At 69.4% G+C, this 15,616-nt stretch carries 10 protein-coding genes; 8 read left to right on the forward strand and 2 right to left on the reverse strand.

The genetic code is table 11. The features are described from left to right. Window positions 1-260: 260 nt before the first annotated feature. The 4 genes from WMF36_RS07365 to WMF36_RS07380 all read left to right on the forward strand — a co-directional run bounded on the left by WMF36_RS07365 (window position 261) and on the right by WMF36_RS07380 (window position 7,201). Window positions 261-2,576, forward strand: coding sequence for a family 2 encapsulin nanocompartment cargo protein terpene cyclase (locus WMF36_RS07365; protein ID WP_437581864.1), 2,316 nt, complete (start codon window positions 261-263; stop codon window positions 2,574-2,576). 21 nt (window positions 2,577-2,597) lie between these two features. Beyond that, entirely contained in the window at window positions 2,598-4,004 is a 1,407-nt protein-coding gene (locus WMF36_RS07370) for a family 2B encapsulin nanocompartment shell protein (RefSeq protein ID WP_437578890.1), read from the forward strand. Between the two features lie 96 nt (window positions 4,005-4,100). Beyond that, window positions 4,101-5,501 carry a family 2B encapsulin nanocompartment shell protein gene (locus WMF36_RS07375; protein WP_437578891.1) on the forward strand — a complete coding sequence of 467 codons (1,401 nt, stop codon included), beginning with the start codon at window positions 4,101-4,103 and terminating at the stop codon, window positions 5,499-5,501. Window positions 5,502-5,515: 14 nt separating this feature from the next. Further along, entirely contained in the window at window positions 5,516-7,201 is a 1,686-nt protein-coding gene (locus WMF36_RS07380) for a mechanosensitive ion channel family protein (RefSeq protein ID WP_437578892.1), read from the forward strand. Window positions 7,202-7,385: 184 nt separating this feature from the next. Here the strand turns inward: WMF36_RS07380 and WMF36_RS07385 are convergent, their stop codons facing one another. Next, window positions 7,386-9,461, reverse strand: a complete 2,076-nt coding sequence (locus WMF36_RS07385; RefSeq protein ID WP_437578893.1) for a bifunctional serine/threonine-protein kinase/formylglycine-generating enzyme family protein — start codon at window positions 9,459-9,461, stop codon at window positions 7,386-7,388. A 121-nt stretch (window positions 9,462-9,582) separates the two neighbouring features. Continuing rightward, window positions 9,583-10,701, reverse strand: coding sequence for a hypothetical protein (locus WMF36_RS07390; RefSeq protein ID WP_437578894.1), 1,119 nt, complete (start codon window positions 10,699-10,701; stop codon window positions 9,583-9,585). A gap of 450 nt (window positions 10,702-11,151) precedes the next feature. Between WMF36_RS07390 and WMF36_RS07395 the strand changes: the two genes are divergently transcribed. From WMF36_RS07395 to WMF36_RS07410, 4 genes are all read left to right on the forward strand, one after another. Further along, on the forward strand, window positions 11,152-12,366 hold the full coding sequence (locus WMF36_RS07395) for a DNA polymerase IV (protein ID WP_437578895.1): 1,215 nt from the start codon (window positions 11,152-11,154) through the stop codon (window positions 12,364-12,366). A gap of 27 nt (window positions 12,367-12,393) precedes the next feature. Continuing rightward, a complete protein-coding gene (locus WMF36_RS07400; protein WP_437578896.1) occupies window positions 12,394-13,647 on the forward strand; it encodes an outer membrane protein assembly factor BamB family protein in 1,254 nt (417 codons plus the stop codon). Window positions 13,648-13,684: 37 nt separating this feature from the next. After that, window positions 13,685-14,230: a dihydrofolate reductase family protein gene (locus tag WMF36_RS07405; RefSeq protein WP_437578897.1), complete on the forward strand. Its 546-nt coding sequence runs from the start codon at window positions 13,685-13,687 to the stop codon at window positions 14,228-14,230. A 177-nt stretch (window positions 14,231-14,407) separates the two neighbouring features. After that, window positions 14,408-15,595, forward strand: coding sequence for an MFS transporter (locus tag WMF36_RS07410; RefSeq protein WP_437578898.1), 1,188 nt, complete (start codon window positions 14,408-14,410; stop codon window positions 15,593-15,595). Window positions 15,596-15,616: the final 21 nt, after the last annotated feature.

The raw sequence follows: 15,616 nt of genomic DNA on the forward strand, positions 1-15,616 counted from the left end.
CCGAGCGGTTCCGCCCCAAGCAGAGATTATAGAGTTGCTGCGGTCTGGGGTTGATCACCAATTTTTTGGTGGGAGCCGCTGGCTGTACTAGATCCGTCCTGCACGAAGGATCCCGATCGGTCTGTACGGACGAGCCGCATAAACGCGTCGTGGCACGTCTGCGTGCGAGCGGCCGGGTCACGTCCGGGACACGCACCGCCAAAGACATTCAGGTCGCCCGCGTCGCCCCTATCGACGTCGCGCGAGAGAAGTCAGCGAACATGCAACCTTTCACGCTGCCCGACTTCTACATGCCGTATCCGGCGCGCATCAATCCGCACCTCGAAGGTGCGCGCGCGCATACCAAGGGCTGGTCCTACGAGATGGGTATCCTGGAGGAGAACCCGCAAGGAAAACCCATCTGGACCGAGAGCGACCTCGACGCGCACGACTACGCGCTGCTCTGCGCGTACACCCACCCCGACGCGCCCGCGCCCGAGCTCAATCTGATCACGGATTGGTATGTCTGGGTGTTCTTCTTCGACGATCATTTCCTCGAAATCTACAAGCGCACCAAGGACATGCGCGGCGCGAAGGCGTACCTCGACCGCCTGCCGCTCTTCATGCCCGTCGTGCCCACGGGGGCGCCGCCGGAGCCGACGAACGTGGTCGAGCGCGCGCTCGCGGACCTCTGGGCGCGGACCGTCCCGCTCACCTCGGTCCACTGGCGCGAGCGTTTCCTCGAGGCGACGAGGAACCTGCTGCTCGAATGCATGTGGGAGCTCGCCAATATCCAGGAGAACCGCGTCGCGAACCCGGTCGAATACATCGAGATGCGCCGCAAGGTCGGCGGCGCGCCCTGGTCCGCGGGCCTCATCGAGATCGCCGTGGGCGCCGAGGTCCCGGCCGCCGTCGCCGCGACGCGCCCCCTCGAGGTCCTGCGCGACGCGTTCTCGGACGGCGTCCACCTGCGAAATGACCTGTTCTCGTACCAGCGGGAGGTCGAGGACGAAGGGGAAAACGCCAACTGCGTGCTCGTCCTCGAGCGTTTCCTCGGCGTCCCCACGCAAAAAGCGGCCGATTTGACGAACGAGATCCTGACGTCGCGGCTCCAGCAATTCGAGAACACGGCGCTCGTCGAGGTGCCGGCGCTCTGCGTGGAGTACGGGCTGACGCCGGCGCAAGCCCTCGACGTCGCCAAGTACGTGAAGGGGCTGCAGGATTGGCAGTCCGGCGGCCACGAATGGCACATGCGGTCGAGCCGCTATATGAACGAAAACGCGGACAAATCCGCGAGCGTCCCCGATTTCCCCGCGGCGCCGACGGGGCTCGGCACCTCGGCGTTTCGGATCAGGCTCACGCCCGGCGCCCTGGGTTTGCAGCGGATCAAGACCCTCACCCACGTCCCGTTCCAGCCCGTGGGCAGGACGCCGCTCCCGAAGATTTACATGCCGTTCAAGCTCCGCTTGAGCCCGCATCTGCCCGCGGCGCGCCGGAATACCGTCGAGTGGGCCCGCAAGTTCGCGATGCTCGACGTGGTGCCGGGCGTCTTCGGCTCCGGGATCTGGGACGAGCGCAGGCTCATCGGCTTCGATTACCCCATCTGCGCCGCGGGCATTCACCCGGACGCGTCCCCGCACGAGCTCGACCTGACGTCGGCCTGGCTGACGTGGGGGACGTACGCCGACGATTATTTCCCGCTCGTGTTCGGCGCGACGCGGGACATGGCGGGCGCGAAACGGTTCAATGCCCGGCTCTCGATGTTCATGCCCCTCGACTGCGCGGGCGCCCCGGTGCCCGAGAACCCGGTGGAGAGCGGCCTCTTGGATCTCTGGATCCGTACAGCTTCCCCCATGTCGATGAATTCGCGGCAGTCGCTCCGCCGCAGCGTCGAGACCATGACCGAGAGCTGGCTCTGGGAGCTCCTGAACCAGACCCAGAACCGGATCCCGGATCCGGTCGATTACGTCGAGATGCGCCGCAAGACGTTCGGCGCCGCTCTCACGATGAGCCTGTCCATGCTCACGCTCGGCAATGTGGTCCCGGCCGCGGTCTTCCGGACGCGGACGATGCGAGGGCTCGACAACACCACGGCCGACGTGGGCGGGTGGATCAACGATCTCTATTCGTACCGCAAGGAGATCGAGTTCGAGGGCGAGCTCAATAACCTCGTGCTGGTCGTCGAGCGGTTCCTCGAATGCGACGCGCAGCGGGCCAAGGAGGTCGTCAATGACCTGATCACGGCGCGCGTGCTGGAGTTCGAGCACATCGTCGCGACCGAGCTGCCCCGCATCCTCGACGAATTCGACCTCGACAAGGCTGCCCGCGAGGCCGTGCTCGGATACGTCGAGAAGCAGCGATGGTACATGGCTGGCGTCCTCAACTGGCACGTCGTGACGAGCCGGTACGTGGACGCGGAGATCGAGCGCCACCCGATCGAGCGGGCGATCGACGGTGCGCGTGGGTTTGGCGCCTCTGCGGCGCGTATCAGCAGCTTCTTCGGCGCCGGAAAAGCCGGCGCCGCGGCTCCTGCTGCGAAGGCGGATCTTTCGATGGGTACGGCGCGGTCCGTGCCGGTGAAGCACGGGCGGCCCTAGCCGTCCGGGAAAGAGGGACTCATGTCTATCACAGGTAATTTGGGTTCGATCGATCAGCACCAGACCAGCCTCGCGACGGCGGCCGCGAGGCAGCTCGCGACGACGACCAAGTCGGCGCCGCAGATGCAGGGCATCTCGTCGCGGTGGCTGGTCAAGCTCCTGCCGTGGGTGCACGTCAACGGCGTGTACCGCGTGAACCGCCGCCTGAGCTATGCGGTGGGCGACGGGCGGGTGACGTTCACGAACACCGGCGCGAAGATCCAGGTCATCCCGCAGGAGCTCTGCGAGCTGCCGCTCCTCCGCGGTTACGATGACGTCGAGGTCCTCACCGCGCTGGCGAACCGCTTCGTGCAGCGTGAGTACAAGCCCGGCGACGTCATCACCGAGCGCGGCAAGGAGGCCGATCACATCTGCCTCATCGCGCACGGCAAGGTCAACAAGATCGGCGCGGGCAAGTACGGCGATGAGACGGTGCTCGCGGTCCTCGCGGACGGCGACCATTACAGCTACCAGGCGCTCCTGGAGACGCGGGATTACTGGACGTTCACGGCCAAGGCCGTCACGACGGTCACGGTGCTGACGCTCCAGCAGAACGCCTTCGAGGAGCTCGTCGCCCAGCACCCGTCGCTGAAGAAGCACCTCGACAACTTCAAGGCGCTCGCCGCGAAGAAGCAGGACAACACGGGCGAGGCGACGATCGAGATCGCGGCGGGCCACTCCGGCGAGCCCGTCCTCCCCGGCACGTTCGTCGATTATGAGACCTCGCCCCGCGAGTACGAGCTCAGCGTGGCGCAGACCGTGCTCCACATCCACACGCGCGTCGCGGATCTGTTCAACGAGCCGATGAACCAGACGGAGCAGCAGCTCCGCCTGACCATCGAGGCCCTGAAGGAGACCCAGGAGCACGAGCTCATCAACAACCGCGAGTTCGGCCTCCTGCACAACGCCGACCTGAAGCAGCGCATCCATACCCACAGCGGCCCCCCGACGCCGGACGACATGGACGAGCTCCTCGCCACGGTCTGGAGGGAGCCGTCGTTCTTCCTCGCGCCCCCGCGCGCCATTGCGGCGTTCGGCCAGGAGTGCAGCCGCCTCGGCATCTATCCGCAGAGCACCGAGGTGAACGGCCATCGCGTCCCGGCGTGGCGCGGCGTGCCGATCTTCCCGTGCAACAAGATCCCGGTCTCGGAGACGCGGACGACCTCGATCCTGCTCGTGCGCGCGGGCGAGAAGAACCAGGGCGTCATCGGCCTGCACCACGCCGGCATTCCGGACGAGGTCGAGCCGAGCCTCAACGTGCGCTTCATGGGGATCAACGATAAGGCCATCATGTCGTACCTCGTCAGCCTCTATTACTCGGCGGCCGTGCTGGTCCCCGACGCGCTCGGCGTCCTGGAGAGCGTCGAGATCGGACGCGCCCACGAATGAGCCGCGAGCGGTAGCCGCTCCGCGTGTGCCCCGTGCAGACGCAGGGCACACGCGGAGCGCTCTGCTCTCCGAAGCGCGCAGAAGGAAAGGTACGTCATGGCAAACGCCGAAATTCTTGGGATCGGGGACGAGGTAGAGCGTTCGAGCCTCGGGACGCTGGGGGCGCGAAGGCTCGCGACGACGACCAAATCGCACCCGCAGATGCAGGGGATCACGCCCCGGTGGCTCTTGCGGGTCTTGCCCTGGATCGAGGTCACGGGCGGCACGTATCGCGTGAACCGTCGCCTGAGTTATGCAGTCGGCGACGGGCGGTTGAGCTTCGGCAACGTCGGGGCGAAGGTGCAGGTGGTCCCGCAGGAGCTCTGCGAATTGCCGCTCTTGCAAGGTTTCTCGGATGACGCCGTGCTCGACACCCTGGCGAGCCGGTTCATCCAGCGGGAGTACAAGCCCGGCGCGCTGATCGCCGAGCGCGGAAAACCCGCGGAGACGATCTTCCTGCTTGCGCACGGAAAGGCCCAGAAGCTCGGCGTAGGCAAGTACGGCGCCGACACGATCCTCGACGTCCTCGCGGATGGGGACCATTTCGGGGATCAATCCGTCATCGAATCGAACGACGTATGGACCTATTCGGTCAGGGCCGTCACGCCGTGCATCGTGCTCGAGCTCCCGCAGCGCGTCTTCGAGGAGCTGATCTCGCGATCCCCGGCGCTCCACGCGCACGTCGAGTCGCTCAAGGAGCGGCGGAAGAAGCCGCAGGACAAGCTCGGACAGGCGGCGATCGCCCTCACCGCCGGTCACAAGGGCGAGCACACGCTCCCGAGGACGTTCGTCGATTATGAGACCGCGCCGCGTGAATACGAGCTCAGCGTCGCGCAGGCGGTCCTCCGGCTCCACACGCGCGTCTCGGATCTCTTCAACGATCCGATGGATCAGCTCCAGGAGCAGCTCCGCCTGACCGTCCAGGCCCTGCGCGAGCGGCAGGAGTACGAGCTCATCAACAACCGTGATTTCGGCCTCCTGCACAACGCCGACCTGAAGCAGCGCCTCCATCCCCGGAGCGGCCGCCCGACGCCCGACGACATGGACGAGATCCTCTGCCGGCGCCGCAAGTCGCAATTTTTCCTGGCGCACCCGCGCACGATCGCCGCCTTCCACCGGGAGTGCAGTCGCCGCGGCATCTACCCGACCACCGTCGAGCTCTCCGGCACGCAGGTCGCGGCGTGGCGCGGCGTCCCGATCCTGCCTTGCGACAAGATCCCGATCAACGAGGACAAAACGAGCTCCATTCTCGTCATGCGCACGGGGCAGGAGCATCAGGGCGTCATCGGCCTCCACCGCACGGGCCTCCCCGAGGAGATCGAGCCCGGTGTCTCGGCCCGCAGGATGGAGACCGACGGGAAGGCCATTACGTCGTACCTCGTGAGCACCTATTACTCCGCCGCGGTGCTGGTGCCCGACGCTCTCGGCGTCCTTGAGAACGTCCAGATCGGGCGGTAGTCTCGACGGCCTCGATGACGCTGCATCTCGACCTGCTCCTCCACAACCTCGTCGCGCTGTGCATCGCGATCGTGGTGCTCCTGCTCCTCTCGGAGCTCGTGGTTAGGCTGATCCATCGGGCCTACGCCTTCGTCTTGCGCTCGCCGACGCTGGAGCACGTCACGGCCGACGAGCGCAAGTCGTTCCGGCGTCGCGTCCGTCGCCGCGCGCTCGTCTGGGTCGCGCTCGTCGGGGCCGTGCTCATGGGCGGCGCGGCGTTCGCCATGGTTCGCGGAATTCGCGCCCTCGACGTGGTGAAGAGCGCGCTCGTCGGGCTCGTCGGAGACGAGCCCGCGCTCGCCAAGATGCGGTTGCTCACCGCGCTCGGCATCGCCGTCGGCGCGCTCTTCGTCGACGCCCTCGCCCGGGGGCTCGCCGACGCGCTGGGAAAGGCGGTCGCGCGCTCGGACTGGCTGGAGAAGCGGCGCGAGCCGGTCGCAGAGGTCACGATGCGCCTGCGCAAGGCGCTCCGCGTGGTCGTCCTCGGCGCCGCCGCGGTCCTCCTCACCGAGAAGCTCGCGCTCGCGCCGGGGACCCAGCGCACCGTATTGCTCGCCAGCTACACGCTGGGCGCGTTTTACGTGAGCCGCCTCGCGACGGGGATCGGATACCTCCTCCTCGACGTCATCTTCGACAACTCCACGAGGCTCGCCCGCCTCGAAAGCCCGCTCAGGTACCTCGGGAACCTGTCGCACCTGCTCGGGATCACGAAGCGCGTCGTCGATTATTGCGTGTACATCACGGCGGCGACGTGGGTCGCGGACGTGCTCACGCCCGACACGTGGCTCTCGCAGGCGGGGCGGGTCGGGCTCCGGATCATCGCGATCGTTTATGCGAGCCGGGTCCTCGTCGAGATCTGCGTGCTCCTCATCAACGACCTCTTCCTCGGGAAGGTGGCGGAGGAGAACCCCCAGACGCTCCAGCAACGAAAAACCCTGGTCCCCGTGGCCATGGGCTTCGTGCGGTACGCGATTTACTTCTCGGCTCTCGTGCTGGGCCTGCGCGAGGCGTCCATCGATCCCACGCCGCTGCTCGCCGGCGCCGGCGTCATCGGCGTGGCCATCGGCTTCGGCGCGCAGACGTTCGTGGGCGATATCGTGGCCGGCTTCTTCATCCTCTTCGAGAACCTGCTTCTCGTCGGGGATCTCGTGGAGATCGGCGGCATCCAGGGGCGCGTGGAGGAGATCGGCGTTCGTATCACGAAGATCCGCGACGAGATGGGCGTGCTCCATTCGATCCCGAACGGCGAGGTGCGCAAGGTCGCGAACCATTCGCGATCCTACGTGAACGCGGTGGTCGACGTGCACGTGCCTTACGAGGAGGACGTGCAGCGGGTGCGTGAGCTCCTCGCGAGGGTCGCCGAGAAGGAGGTCGAGCTGCAGACGGGCGCTCCGGGGCAGGTGGACGTCGGCGTGGAGGAGCTCAACGAGGGATCGATCGTCCTGCGTATCAGCGCGCGCGTGCCGCCCGGCAAGAACAAGGAAGTGAACGATGCGCTGCGCGGCCGCGTCGTGGAGGAGCTCTGCAAAGCTCAGGTCAGCGCGCCGCGCCCGCGTCGAGCCATCCTCATCGACAGCACGCTTTCCGTCAAAAACCCGCCCAAGCGAGAAATCGAGGAGTCCGTGCGCGTCGAGCCTTTCTCGCCCGCGAACGGCGACTGACGAGCGGTTCGTCTCGCGGCCGCGCTCAGCCCCCGAGGGCGATGCGGCGGCGCAGGGCGCCCCGTTGGATCACACCGGAGCCGCCCTCGGCGGGGAGACAGGCGGAAGCTATCAAAATTGCTACTGTTTCTGGCGGCCGCTCGTCATCGGCCGGTGTTTCTGGCGGGATTTCTGACCGGCGGAATCAGGGGGTCTTGGCGCAGCGGAAGCCGATGCTCCAGCCGCGCGCCGTGGGGGCGCTCGGGCGGCGGTGGGCGGAGCGCACGTACTGGCTCTCGACCGTGTCCCACCCGCCGCCGCGGAGCACGCGGCGGGAGTCGTCGCAATCGTCCCTGTCGTAGGGGCAATAATGGCTCTCGGTCCACTCCCAGACGTTGCCGGCCAGGTCCAGGGCGCCGGCGGGCGATTTCCCTGCCGGCGATCGTCCGACGGGGGCAGTCGCCGGGGCCGCGTCGCCGTCGTTGTACATGCGAGGCCACGGCCCCTTCCCCACCTTGTCGAGCCGCTCCGTCAGCATGCGGCTGCACTCCGGCCCGCAGGCGTTGAGGCGTTCGCCCGAGGGAGGCGCGTGGCCCCAGGGGTAGGTCCATGCGTCCTTGCCGCGCGCCGCGAGCTCCCACTCCGCCTCGGTGGGCAGCCGCTTGCCGGAGGCGGCACAATACGCCTTCGCCTGGTGCCAATCGACGCAGTTGATGGGGTGGTCCAGCGCCTCGGGGCCGTTGCAGAACTGGCTCCAGAAGGAGCGGCCGTTGGGCGTGAGCCCCTCCGACTCGACGGTTTGCCGCGGGCGCTCGCAGGCCTCGCAGTCCGAGTAGGCCTTCACCGTGACCTCGGTGACGTCGAGGCAAAACGGCCTCACGGTCACGCCGTGTCGCGGTGTTTCGTCGCTGGGCGTCTCCGCGTCCGCGTCGGAGCCCATCTTGAACTCGGCGTCTTCGATGAGCACCATGCCGCCCGGGCAGCCGCCCGATCCGGCCGATGGCGCGCGCAGGAAGAGGTACACCCCCGCGCCCGCCGCGCATGCGGCGGCGGCGAGCGGCACGCCGCGCCGAAGGCGCGTGGCGCGCGCGCCCGAGGGGCCCCGCGCCGCGGGCCGCTCCGCGGCGAGCGGGTGGAGCACGGTGTGGCCGGCCGCGGCGTCGGGGACAGAGCCTGCCGTCCCAGGGGCGCCCGCGAGCGCGCCTGAGGTCGCGAGCGCGCCTGAGGTCGCGAGCGCGCCCGAGGTCACAGGCTCTCTCTCGAGCTCGTCCGCGCCGTGGGGCGCGCCCCGAAGATCGACCGGCGCGGCCACGGTCGTGGCGAACGCGGCAGGGTGATGGCGGCCAGCGGGCGCGTCGAGCTCCACGATCCGGGCCTCCACGCCCGGGAAGGACTCGACCATCTCGCGCGCCGACTCGAATCGGCAGCTCGGATCGACGGAGAGCGCCTTGGCGAACCAGTCGTCGATCGACGCCGGCAGGTCCGGCCTCTGCTCGGTGGCGGGGCGGAACTTCCCCTTCAGGACCGCCGCGCCCACGGCGACGAACGAGCTGCCCTGGAAGGGCTGCGCGCCGGTCAACGTCTCGTAGAGGACGACGCCGAGCGACCAGAGATCCGAGCGGAGATCGACGTCCTTGCTCCCCTCGAGCTGCTCGGGGCTCATGTAGGGAGCCGATCCGATCACCATCCCGGTCTCGGTGAGCGCGGGGTTCGCCGCCGGCACCGCCGCGTCGCCCGCCATCTTCGCGACGCCGAAGTCGAGCACCTTGACGAAGAGCGGATATCCTTTGCCCCCCTCCGTGATGAAGACGTTGTGGGGCTTGATGTCGCGGTGCACGATGCCGCGCTCGTGGGCGCACTCGAGCGCGCTCCCCACCTGCCGCACGAGCGACCTCGCGGTGGCGAAGCTGAGGCGGCCGCCGCGCTCGAGGAGCTCGGCGAGCGAGAACCCGCGCAGGAGCTCCATGACGAGGTACGGCACGGCGCCGTCCACGGCCCCGTAATCCATCACCTGCACGACGTGCGGGTGCGCGATCCGCGCCGTGGCCCTCGCCTCCCGGTGGAAACGCGCGACGAGGGCAGGGCTCTCCGCCACCCGCTCGGGGCGGATGAACTTCACCGCGACGTCGGTCTCGAGGGCGAGGTGCCGCGCCGCCCACACGACCCCCATCCCGCCCTGCCCGAGAGGCCTCAGCAGGTGCAGCTTGTCCGCGATGACGGCGTCGGGTCGGAGCTCCACGATGACCGGGCGATCGTACCACCGGCGCGCCGGCGGCTGCACCGCGGGACCTGTCCTGGTGACCCTGATCGATCCCGAGGTCACGCCCCCCAGAAACCCCGGCGGAATCCACGGATCGCGAAGGAGCCGCCTTCACTCCACAGCCTGCGGGAGGAGTGCTGCCTCAGTTCGTGTCCAGCTCGCAGACCGGGAAGCCGTCCTCCTCCAGCTCGCAGCTCGTGCCGACCGCGCACGGAAAGATCTCGATCCCCATCCGCGGCGAACAGATCCGCTCGGCGGACACGCCTTCCTCGGTGACGACGCAGTCGCCGGCCTCGGGCACGGACGAGCAGTCGTACGGTGTGGAGTTCGGCCGGAACCAGCAGCGCGGACGCGCGCCGGGTCCTTCCGCGCAGGCGGCGTACGCGGCGTCCGCCTCGACTGTGGGATCGATCTCGACCAGGCGCGCGTACGGCGGGACGAGACCGGGGATGTCGGCGCCGGGGTTTCGCACCGGGCACAGGGCGCCGGCGAAGATGGTGTCCACGCGGCACTGAGCCGCCATGTTGTTGACGTTGGTGCCCGTCAGGACCCTCGTTGAGGGCGTGTCGGTCGATGCCGGCGTCCTGCCGAGCCAGATCCCGAAGTCGTTGGCGACCGCCGCGACGCGGTAGCAGAGATCGCGCTCCGCGTCGCTCGCCCATACGCCGTCGCAGCGGGCTTGGGTCGCCGGCGACACCCGCGTCCGGTACGCGCTGTTCTCGTCGATGTCATCGCCCCAGATCCGGGCAAGGCAGTCCTTTGATGCGAAGTAGTCGGCCTGGCCCTCGGAGGCGCTCACCGTGCCGAACTGGCCTTCCGCGAGCCCGTCCACCTGGGTGCGCTGCGGCGGACCGTCTTTGAACGGGAAGCCGCCAAGCGCGTGGCCCACCTCGTGGCAGCCGATGAATGTCGCGAGGTCGCGCGTGAGGCCGGCCCGGAAGAAGTCGGTCCCCACGACGATGTTCCAGGTGCGATCCTCGGCGATATCGATGTGCGTTGACGAGCCCATGACGCGTACGGTGAACTGCGCCCCGTGCGCCTGCGCGTCAGCGGCATAAGCTGCCGCGACGCCTTCGACGATGAGCTTCACCTCCGACTCTGACACAGGCTCATCACCGGCCAGCGCCATGATCGGCGCCTCGACCCCATCCAGATCCTCTCCCAGGTCTTCCGCAGGGGGGCTCGAGCACCCCATGATTGCGCTCGTGGCGATCGCCACGGCGAGGAAGGTTTCTGCGCTCCGCATACCAACAACGACCATGATGCTCCTTTCGCCGCGCATGCTGCGCGGAACGGTGCGCGCCAACTGCAGCTCGCATGACAAGCGCCGCGCCCGCTGCGGGACCACGACACAGGACGATTCCGTCAGAGCCAGGTACGACTGTCTCATGGAGTCATCCCCCCTGCGTGCGAGGCACGGAGCGCCTCGACAGGAATGGCCGCCGGCAGGCTCGACCCTCGAGGCCCGGCTGGGCCCTGCGTTGCTGCTCGGTTGCCTTGTGGATGCGGGCGCCCTCGGTCGTCCTTCGCTCGAATCGCGCGGGACGGCGTCGTTTTCTTGCTGCGTCGACCGGGATCTCGAAAAGCGGCGCGGTGCGCGCGCGGACGCTGCTGCGGAGGCGGCGCGGCGCGCCGTGAGGGATCAGGCGGCGGTTGGCCGTCGGGGCGGTTGATCCCGGCGCGCTCCCGGGGTGCGATCGCTCCCCCCGCGATGCGCCAGATCCTCCACATCGACATGGACGCGTTCTTCGCGTCGGTCGAGCAGCTCGACGACCCGTCGCTGCGGGGCCGCCCGGTCCTGGTCGGCGGCGCCTCGCGGCGCGGCGTCGTCGCGGCCGCCTCGTACGAGGCGCGCCCCTCCGGCGCCCGCTCGGCGATGCCGATGGCCGAGGCGATCCGCCGCTGCCCGCAGGCCGTCGTCGTGCCCGTGCGGCACGCCCGCTACGCCGAGGTGAGCGCGCAGGTCTTCGGGATCTTCCGCCGCTTCACGCCGCTCGTCGAGGGGCTGTCGCTCGACGAGGCGTTCCTCGACGTGACCGCGAGCCGCGCGCTCTTCGGCGAGGGCGCGGCGATCGCGGCGCAGATCAAGCGCGCGATCCAGGGCGAGCTCGGGCTCACGGCCTCGGCCGGGGTCGCGTCGTGCAAGTTCGCCGCGAAGATCGCGAGCGATCTGCAGAAGCCCGACGGCCTCGTCGTGGTCCCCGAGGACATCGCCGCCTTCCTCGCGCCGCTGCCGCTCGAGCGCATGTGGGGCGTGGGCCCGCGCGCGGCCGAGCGCCTCCGCGCAGCGGGGCTCGCGACCGTCGGCGACCTCGCGCGCTGCCCGGCGCCGCGCCTCCACGAGCTCCTCGGCCCCGCGTGGGGCGAGCACGTCCGGCTCCTCGCGGCCGGCGTCGACGACCGCGCGGTCGTCCCGGGCCGCGCGGCGGAGTCGATCGGCGCGGAGGAGACGGTCGAGGAGGACCTCCTGGGCAGGGAGGCGATCGAGCGCTGGCTGCTCGATCTGTCGGGCCGCGTGGCGCGGCGCCTGCTCAAGGCGGGCCTGTCCTGCCGCGCGGTGGCGGTGAAGCTCAAGTACTCGGACTTCACGCTGCGGACGCGCCAGACCCGGCTGTCCGAGCCGGTCGGCGACACCGACTCGATCTACGCGTGCGCGCGGGGGCTGCTCTCGCGGTTCGACCTCTCGCGACCGGTGCGGCTCGTCGGCATCGCCGCCGGCGACCTGACGCGCCAGACCGGCGGCCCGACCCTGAGCCTGTTCCCTGTCGCCTCCGAGCGCCGCCGTCGGCTGGAGGGCGTCGTGGCGGAGGTGGCCGAGCGCTTCGGCGGGAAGGGGCTCACCCGCGCGGCCCTCCTGGATCGTGCGCCCGCGGACCCGTGCGGCGCGGTCCCCGGCGGGCGCGGGAACGCGCGAGAGAAGAAATAGACGGCGGAGCTCGTGTAGAGTCGAACGATGGCAAGGATCGTCGACACCCGATGCCCGCGATGCGGCGCCCCGCTGCCGGTTCAGCCGGCGATGGACGCCGCCACCTGCCAGTACTGCGGCGCGCGGTCGCTGATCGATCGCGGCAGGAAGCCGACCACCGCGCCGATCCCGCAGGGCATGCACGTCGTCCGGATCGCCCCGCCGTCCGGTAACGTCGCGGCGTTCACCGTGACGGGGGTCGTCTTCTCCATGGTCGTGGCCGGCGCGGTCGCCGGCTTCGTCGCGCTGCGCACGCCGGGGGCGTCCGGCGCCGGGGCGCGGCCTCTGCTCGGCGTCGGGCCCAGGATGCACTTCGGCGACCGGCCGATGCTCGCCGACGTCAACGGCGACGGCGCGCCGGACGTGATCGGCAAGAGCAGCATCCCCGGCGGGGAGGCGTGGATCGCGGCCTACGACGGGCGCGACGGGAAGCAGGTGTGGAAGACGGCGGTCCTCACCAAGGACGCGACCAGCCACGAGGCGCGGCGCGCGGTCGTCCTCGATCGGGTGATCTCGATCGACGGGCTGGGCAAGGCGCAAGCCTACGATCTGCGCACCGGGACGCCGTCGTGGTCGGTGTCGCTCGGCGAGAAGGCGAAGCGGGTGTGCCAGGGCGACGGCGTGATCGTCGTCGAGACGGTCGACGACGCGAAGCACGGGCTGGAGCCGGCGAGCGGAAAGCGGCGCGTGCTCGCGAAGGACGCGGCCTGCAAGCCGGTGCCGAGCTCGAACGCCGGCGAGGCGCCCGGCTATCGGCTCGTCAGCTGGTCCGATTTCGACGAGCTCGGGCTGCCCCGGCTGCACGACGTCGAGGGGATGTCGGCGCATAACGCGCTCGTCCCGAGCGGGCCCGGGCCGCGGTTCCTGCTCGGCCGCCGCAGCAAGGGCAGCCAGGTCAAGATGGTGGCCGCGGTCGACACGAAGAAGGTCCTCTGGAAGGACGTGGTGCCCGGCGTCGATCCGCTCACCACGAAGGCGTCGGGGACCGAGGAGGCGGCCTACGCGGGCGGGCTCCTTGTCATCCCTTACGACATGAACGATCACAGCCAGGGGACGCGCCTGGCCTGCTTCGACGGCGCCGCCGGCAAGCGCCTGTGGGACGTGCAGGTCCACAAGAAGTCGCAGGTCTCGTCGGGGATCGCGGTCTCGGCGAACGACGTCTTCTTCGCCAGCTGGACGGCGGTCTACGTGATCTCGTTGAAGACAGGGCAGCTCAGGTACATGATCGGGACCGAGTTCTAGCGGGAGCGAGGCTGGTTTCGAGAACGAGAGGATTCGAGTGAGAAAGATCATTTACGACGTCGCGGTGACGCTCGACGGTTTCGTGTCGCACGAGGACGGCTCGGTCGACGGCTTCCTGATGGAGGGCGAGCACGCCGCCGAGTACGCCGAGCGCCTGAAGGGCTACGGCACCGTCGTGATGGGGAGAAAGACGTACGAGTGGGGCTATCCCTTCGGGCTCGTCCCGGGGAAGCGGGCCTACCCGCACATGGATCACCACATCTTCTCGAAGACGCTGCGCTTCGACGAGAATGCGGAGGTCCGGGTCGTCGCTCGCGACGAGGTCGCGGTCGTCGAGGGGCTGAAGGCGGTTGACGGCGCGGACATCTATCTCTGCGGCGGCGGCGCCTTCGCCGGCTTTCTCCTGGATCGCGGGCTCATCGACCGGCTTGTCCTCAAGGTGAATCCCATCCTCTTCGGCCAGGGGATCCGGCTCTTTGGCGGCAGCACAAGGAAGGTCGAGCTGGCGCTCGCTGGCTCGAAGCCGTACGCGAACGGCGCGCATCTCCTGAAGTACGACGTGAAATACGGCGGCGCGGCGTAAGGAACGCCCGCGACGCCGAAGCGGGTCAGGATCTCCGCGCCATCCCCGCGCCACCCCGGTGCTTCCCTCGTCTCGCGATCACGGTAGGCCCGGGGAGAGGCTGTTCGTCGCGCGGCGCGGGGCCCCGCCGATCGAGGACGCGGCGCCCTCGACAGCGTAAGCTCGCCCCCTCCTGTCATGTCGCCCGTCCAGCGGAACCCCTGGCTCATCTGCGCCTACTACGGCGTGCATTCGTTGATGTTCCCGGCGGCCATCTTTCCGCTGTTCTGGACCAAGGACATCGGCATGAGCGTGGCCACGATGATGAGCGTGCAGGCCTCGTTCAGCCTGAGCATCGCGCTCTTCGAGTTCCCCTCCGGCTACATCGCCGACCGCCTCGGCCATCGCCGCGCGCTCGTGCTCGGCTCCTGCAGCATCTTGCTCGGCTGGCTGCTCTACGCGCTCGCGCACGCGCTCTGGTCGGTGCTGCTCGCCGAGCTCGTGCTCGGCGTCGGGTTCTCGCTCGTCTCGGGGGCGGACTCCGCGCTGCTCTACGACTCGCTCCGCGAGCAGGGCAGGGAGCACGAGTTCGCCCGCTGGTACGGCCGCATGCGCTCGATCGCGCAGATCGCCTCGGGGAGCGGCGCCCTCATCGCGGGCTTCCTGTACGCGCGCTGGTCTCGCCTGCCGTTCGTGATCGAGGTCGCGGTCTGGGTGCTCGCCCTCGGGATCGCCCTCCGGTTCGGCGAGACCCAGCGCGCGCAGCCGAAGGTCGAGGACCACCTCGGCCGCATGCGCGCGATCGTGCGCGACGCGCTGTTCGAGCGCGCCGACTTCCGCGCGGTGCTGCTGCTCGGCGTCGTGTTCGCGCTCGCGTCGTATCTGCCCACCTGGCTCATGGCCCTGTACGCCACCGAGGCCGGCGCCAAGGTCACGTGGATAGGCCCCATGTGGGCCGTCGCCAGCTTCACCACCGCCATCGGCGCGATGCTGAGCGAGGGCGCCGGCCGCCGCCTCGGCATGACGGGGACGCTGCTCGTGTGCGTCGCCCTTGTGGCGGCCGGCTACCTCGGCCTCGCGCTCTCCCATCACGCGCTCGGGTTCGCGTTCTACTTCCTGCTCACGTTCGTGCGCGGCCTCCACATGCCGCTGCTCCACCACGCAGAGCAGCGGCTCGCGCCCGACAGCGATCGCGCGAGCTGCGTCTCGCTCCGCAGCTTCCTGTTCCGCCTCGCCTTCGTGCTGCTCGCGCCCGTCGTGGGAATGGGCGTCGATCGCTACGGGCACCGCCCCGTGCTGTGGGTCGCCGGCGCGCTCATGGCGGCGCTCACCCTCGCGGCGTTCTGTCTGTTCCTCGCCCGTGCGGCGCGCCGCGGCGACGGGTGAGCCGGGCGCGGCCCGAGCCGA

Source organism: Sorangium sp. So ce887 (assembly GCF_051521455.1).
Classification (GTDB): domain Bacteria; phylum Myxococcota_A; class Polyangia; order Polyangiales; family Polyangiaceae; genus Sorangium.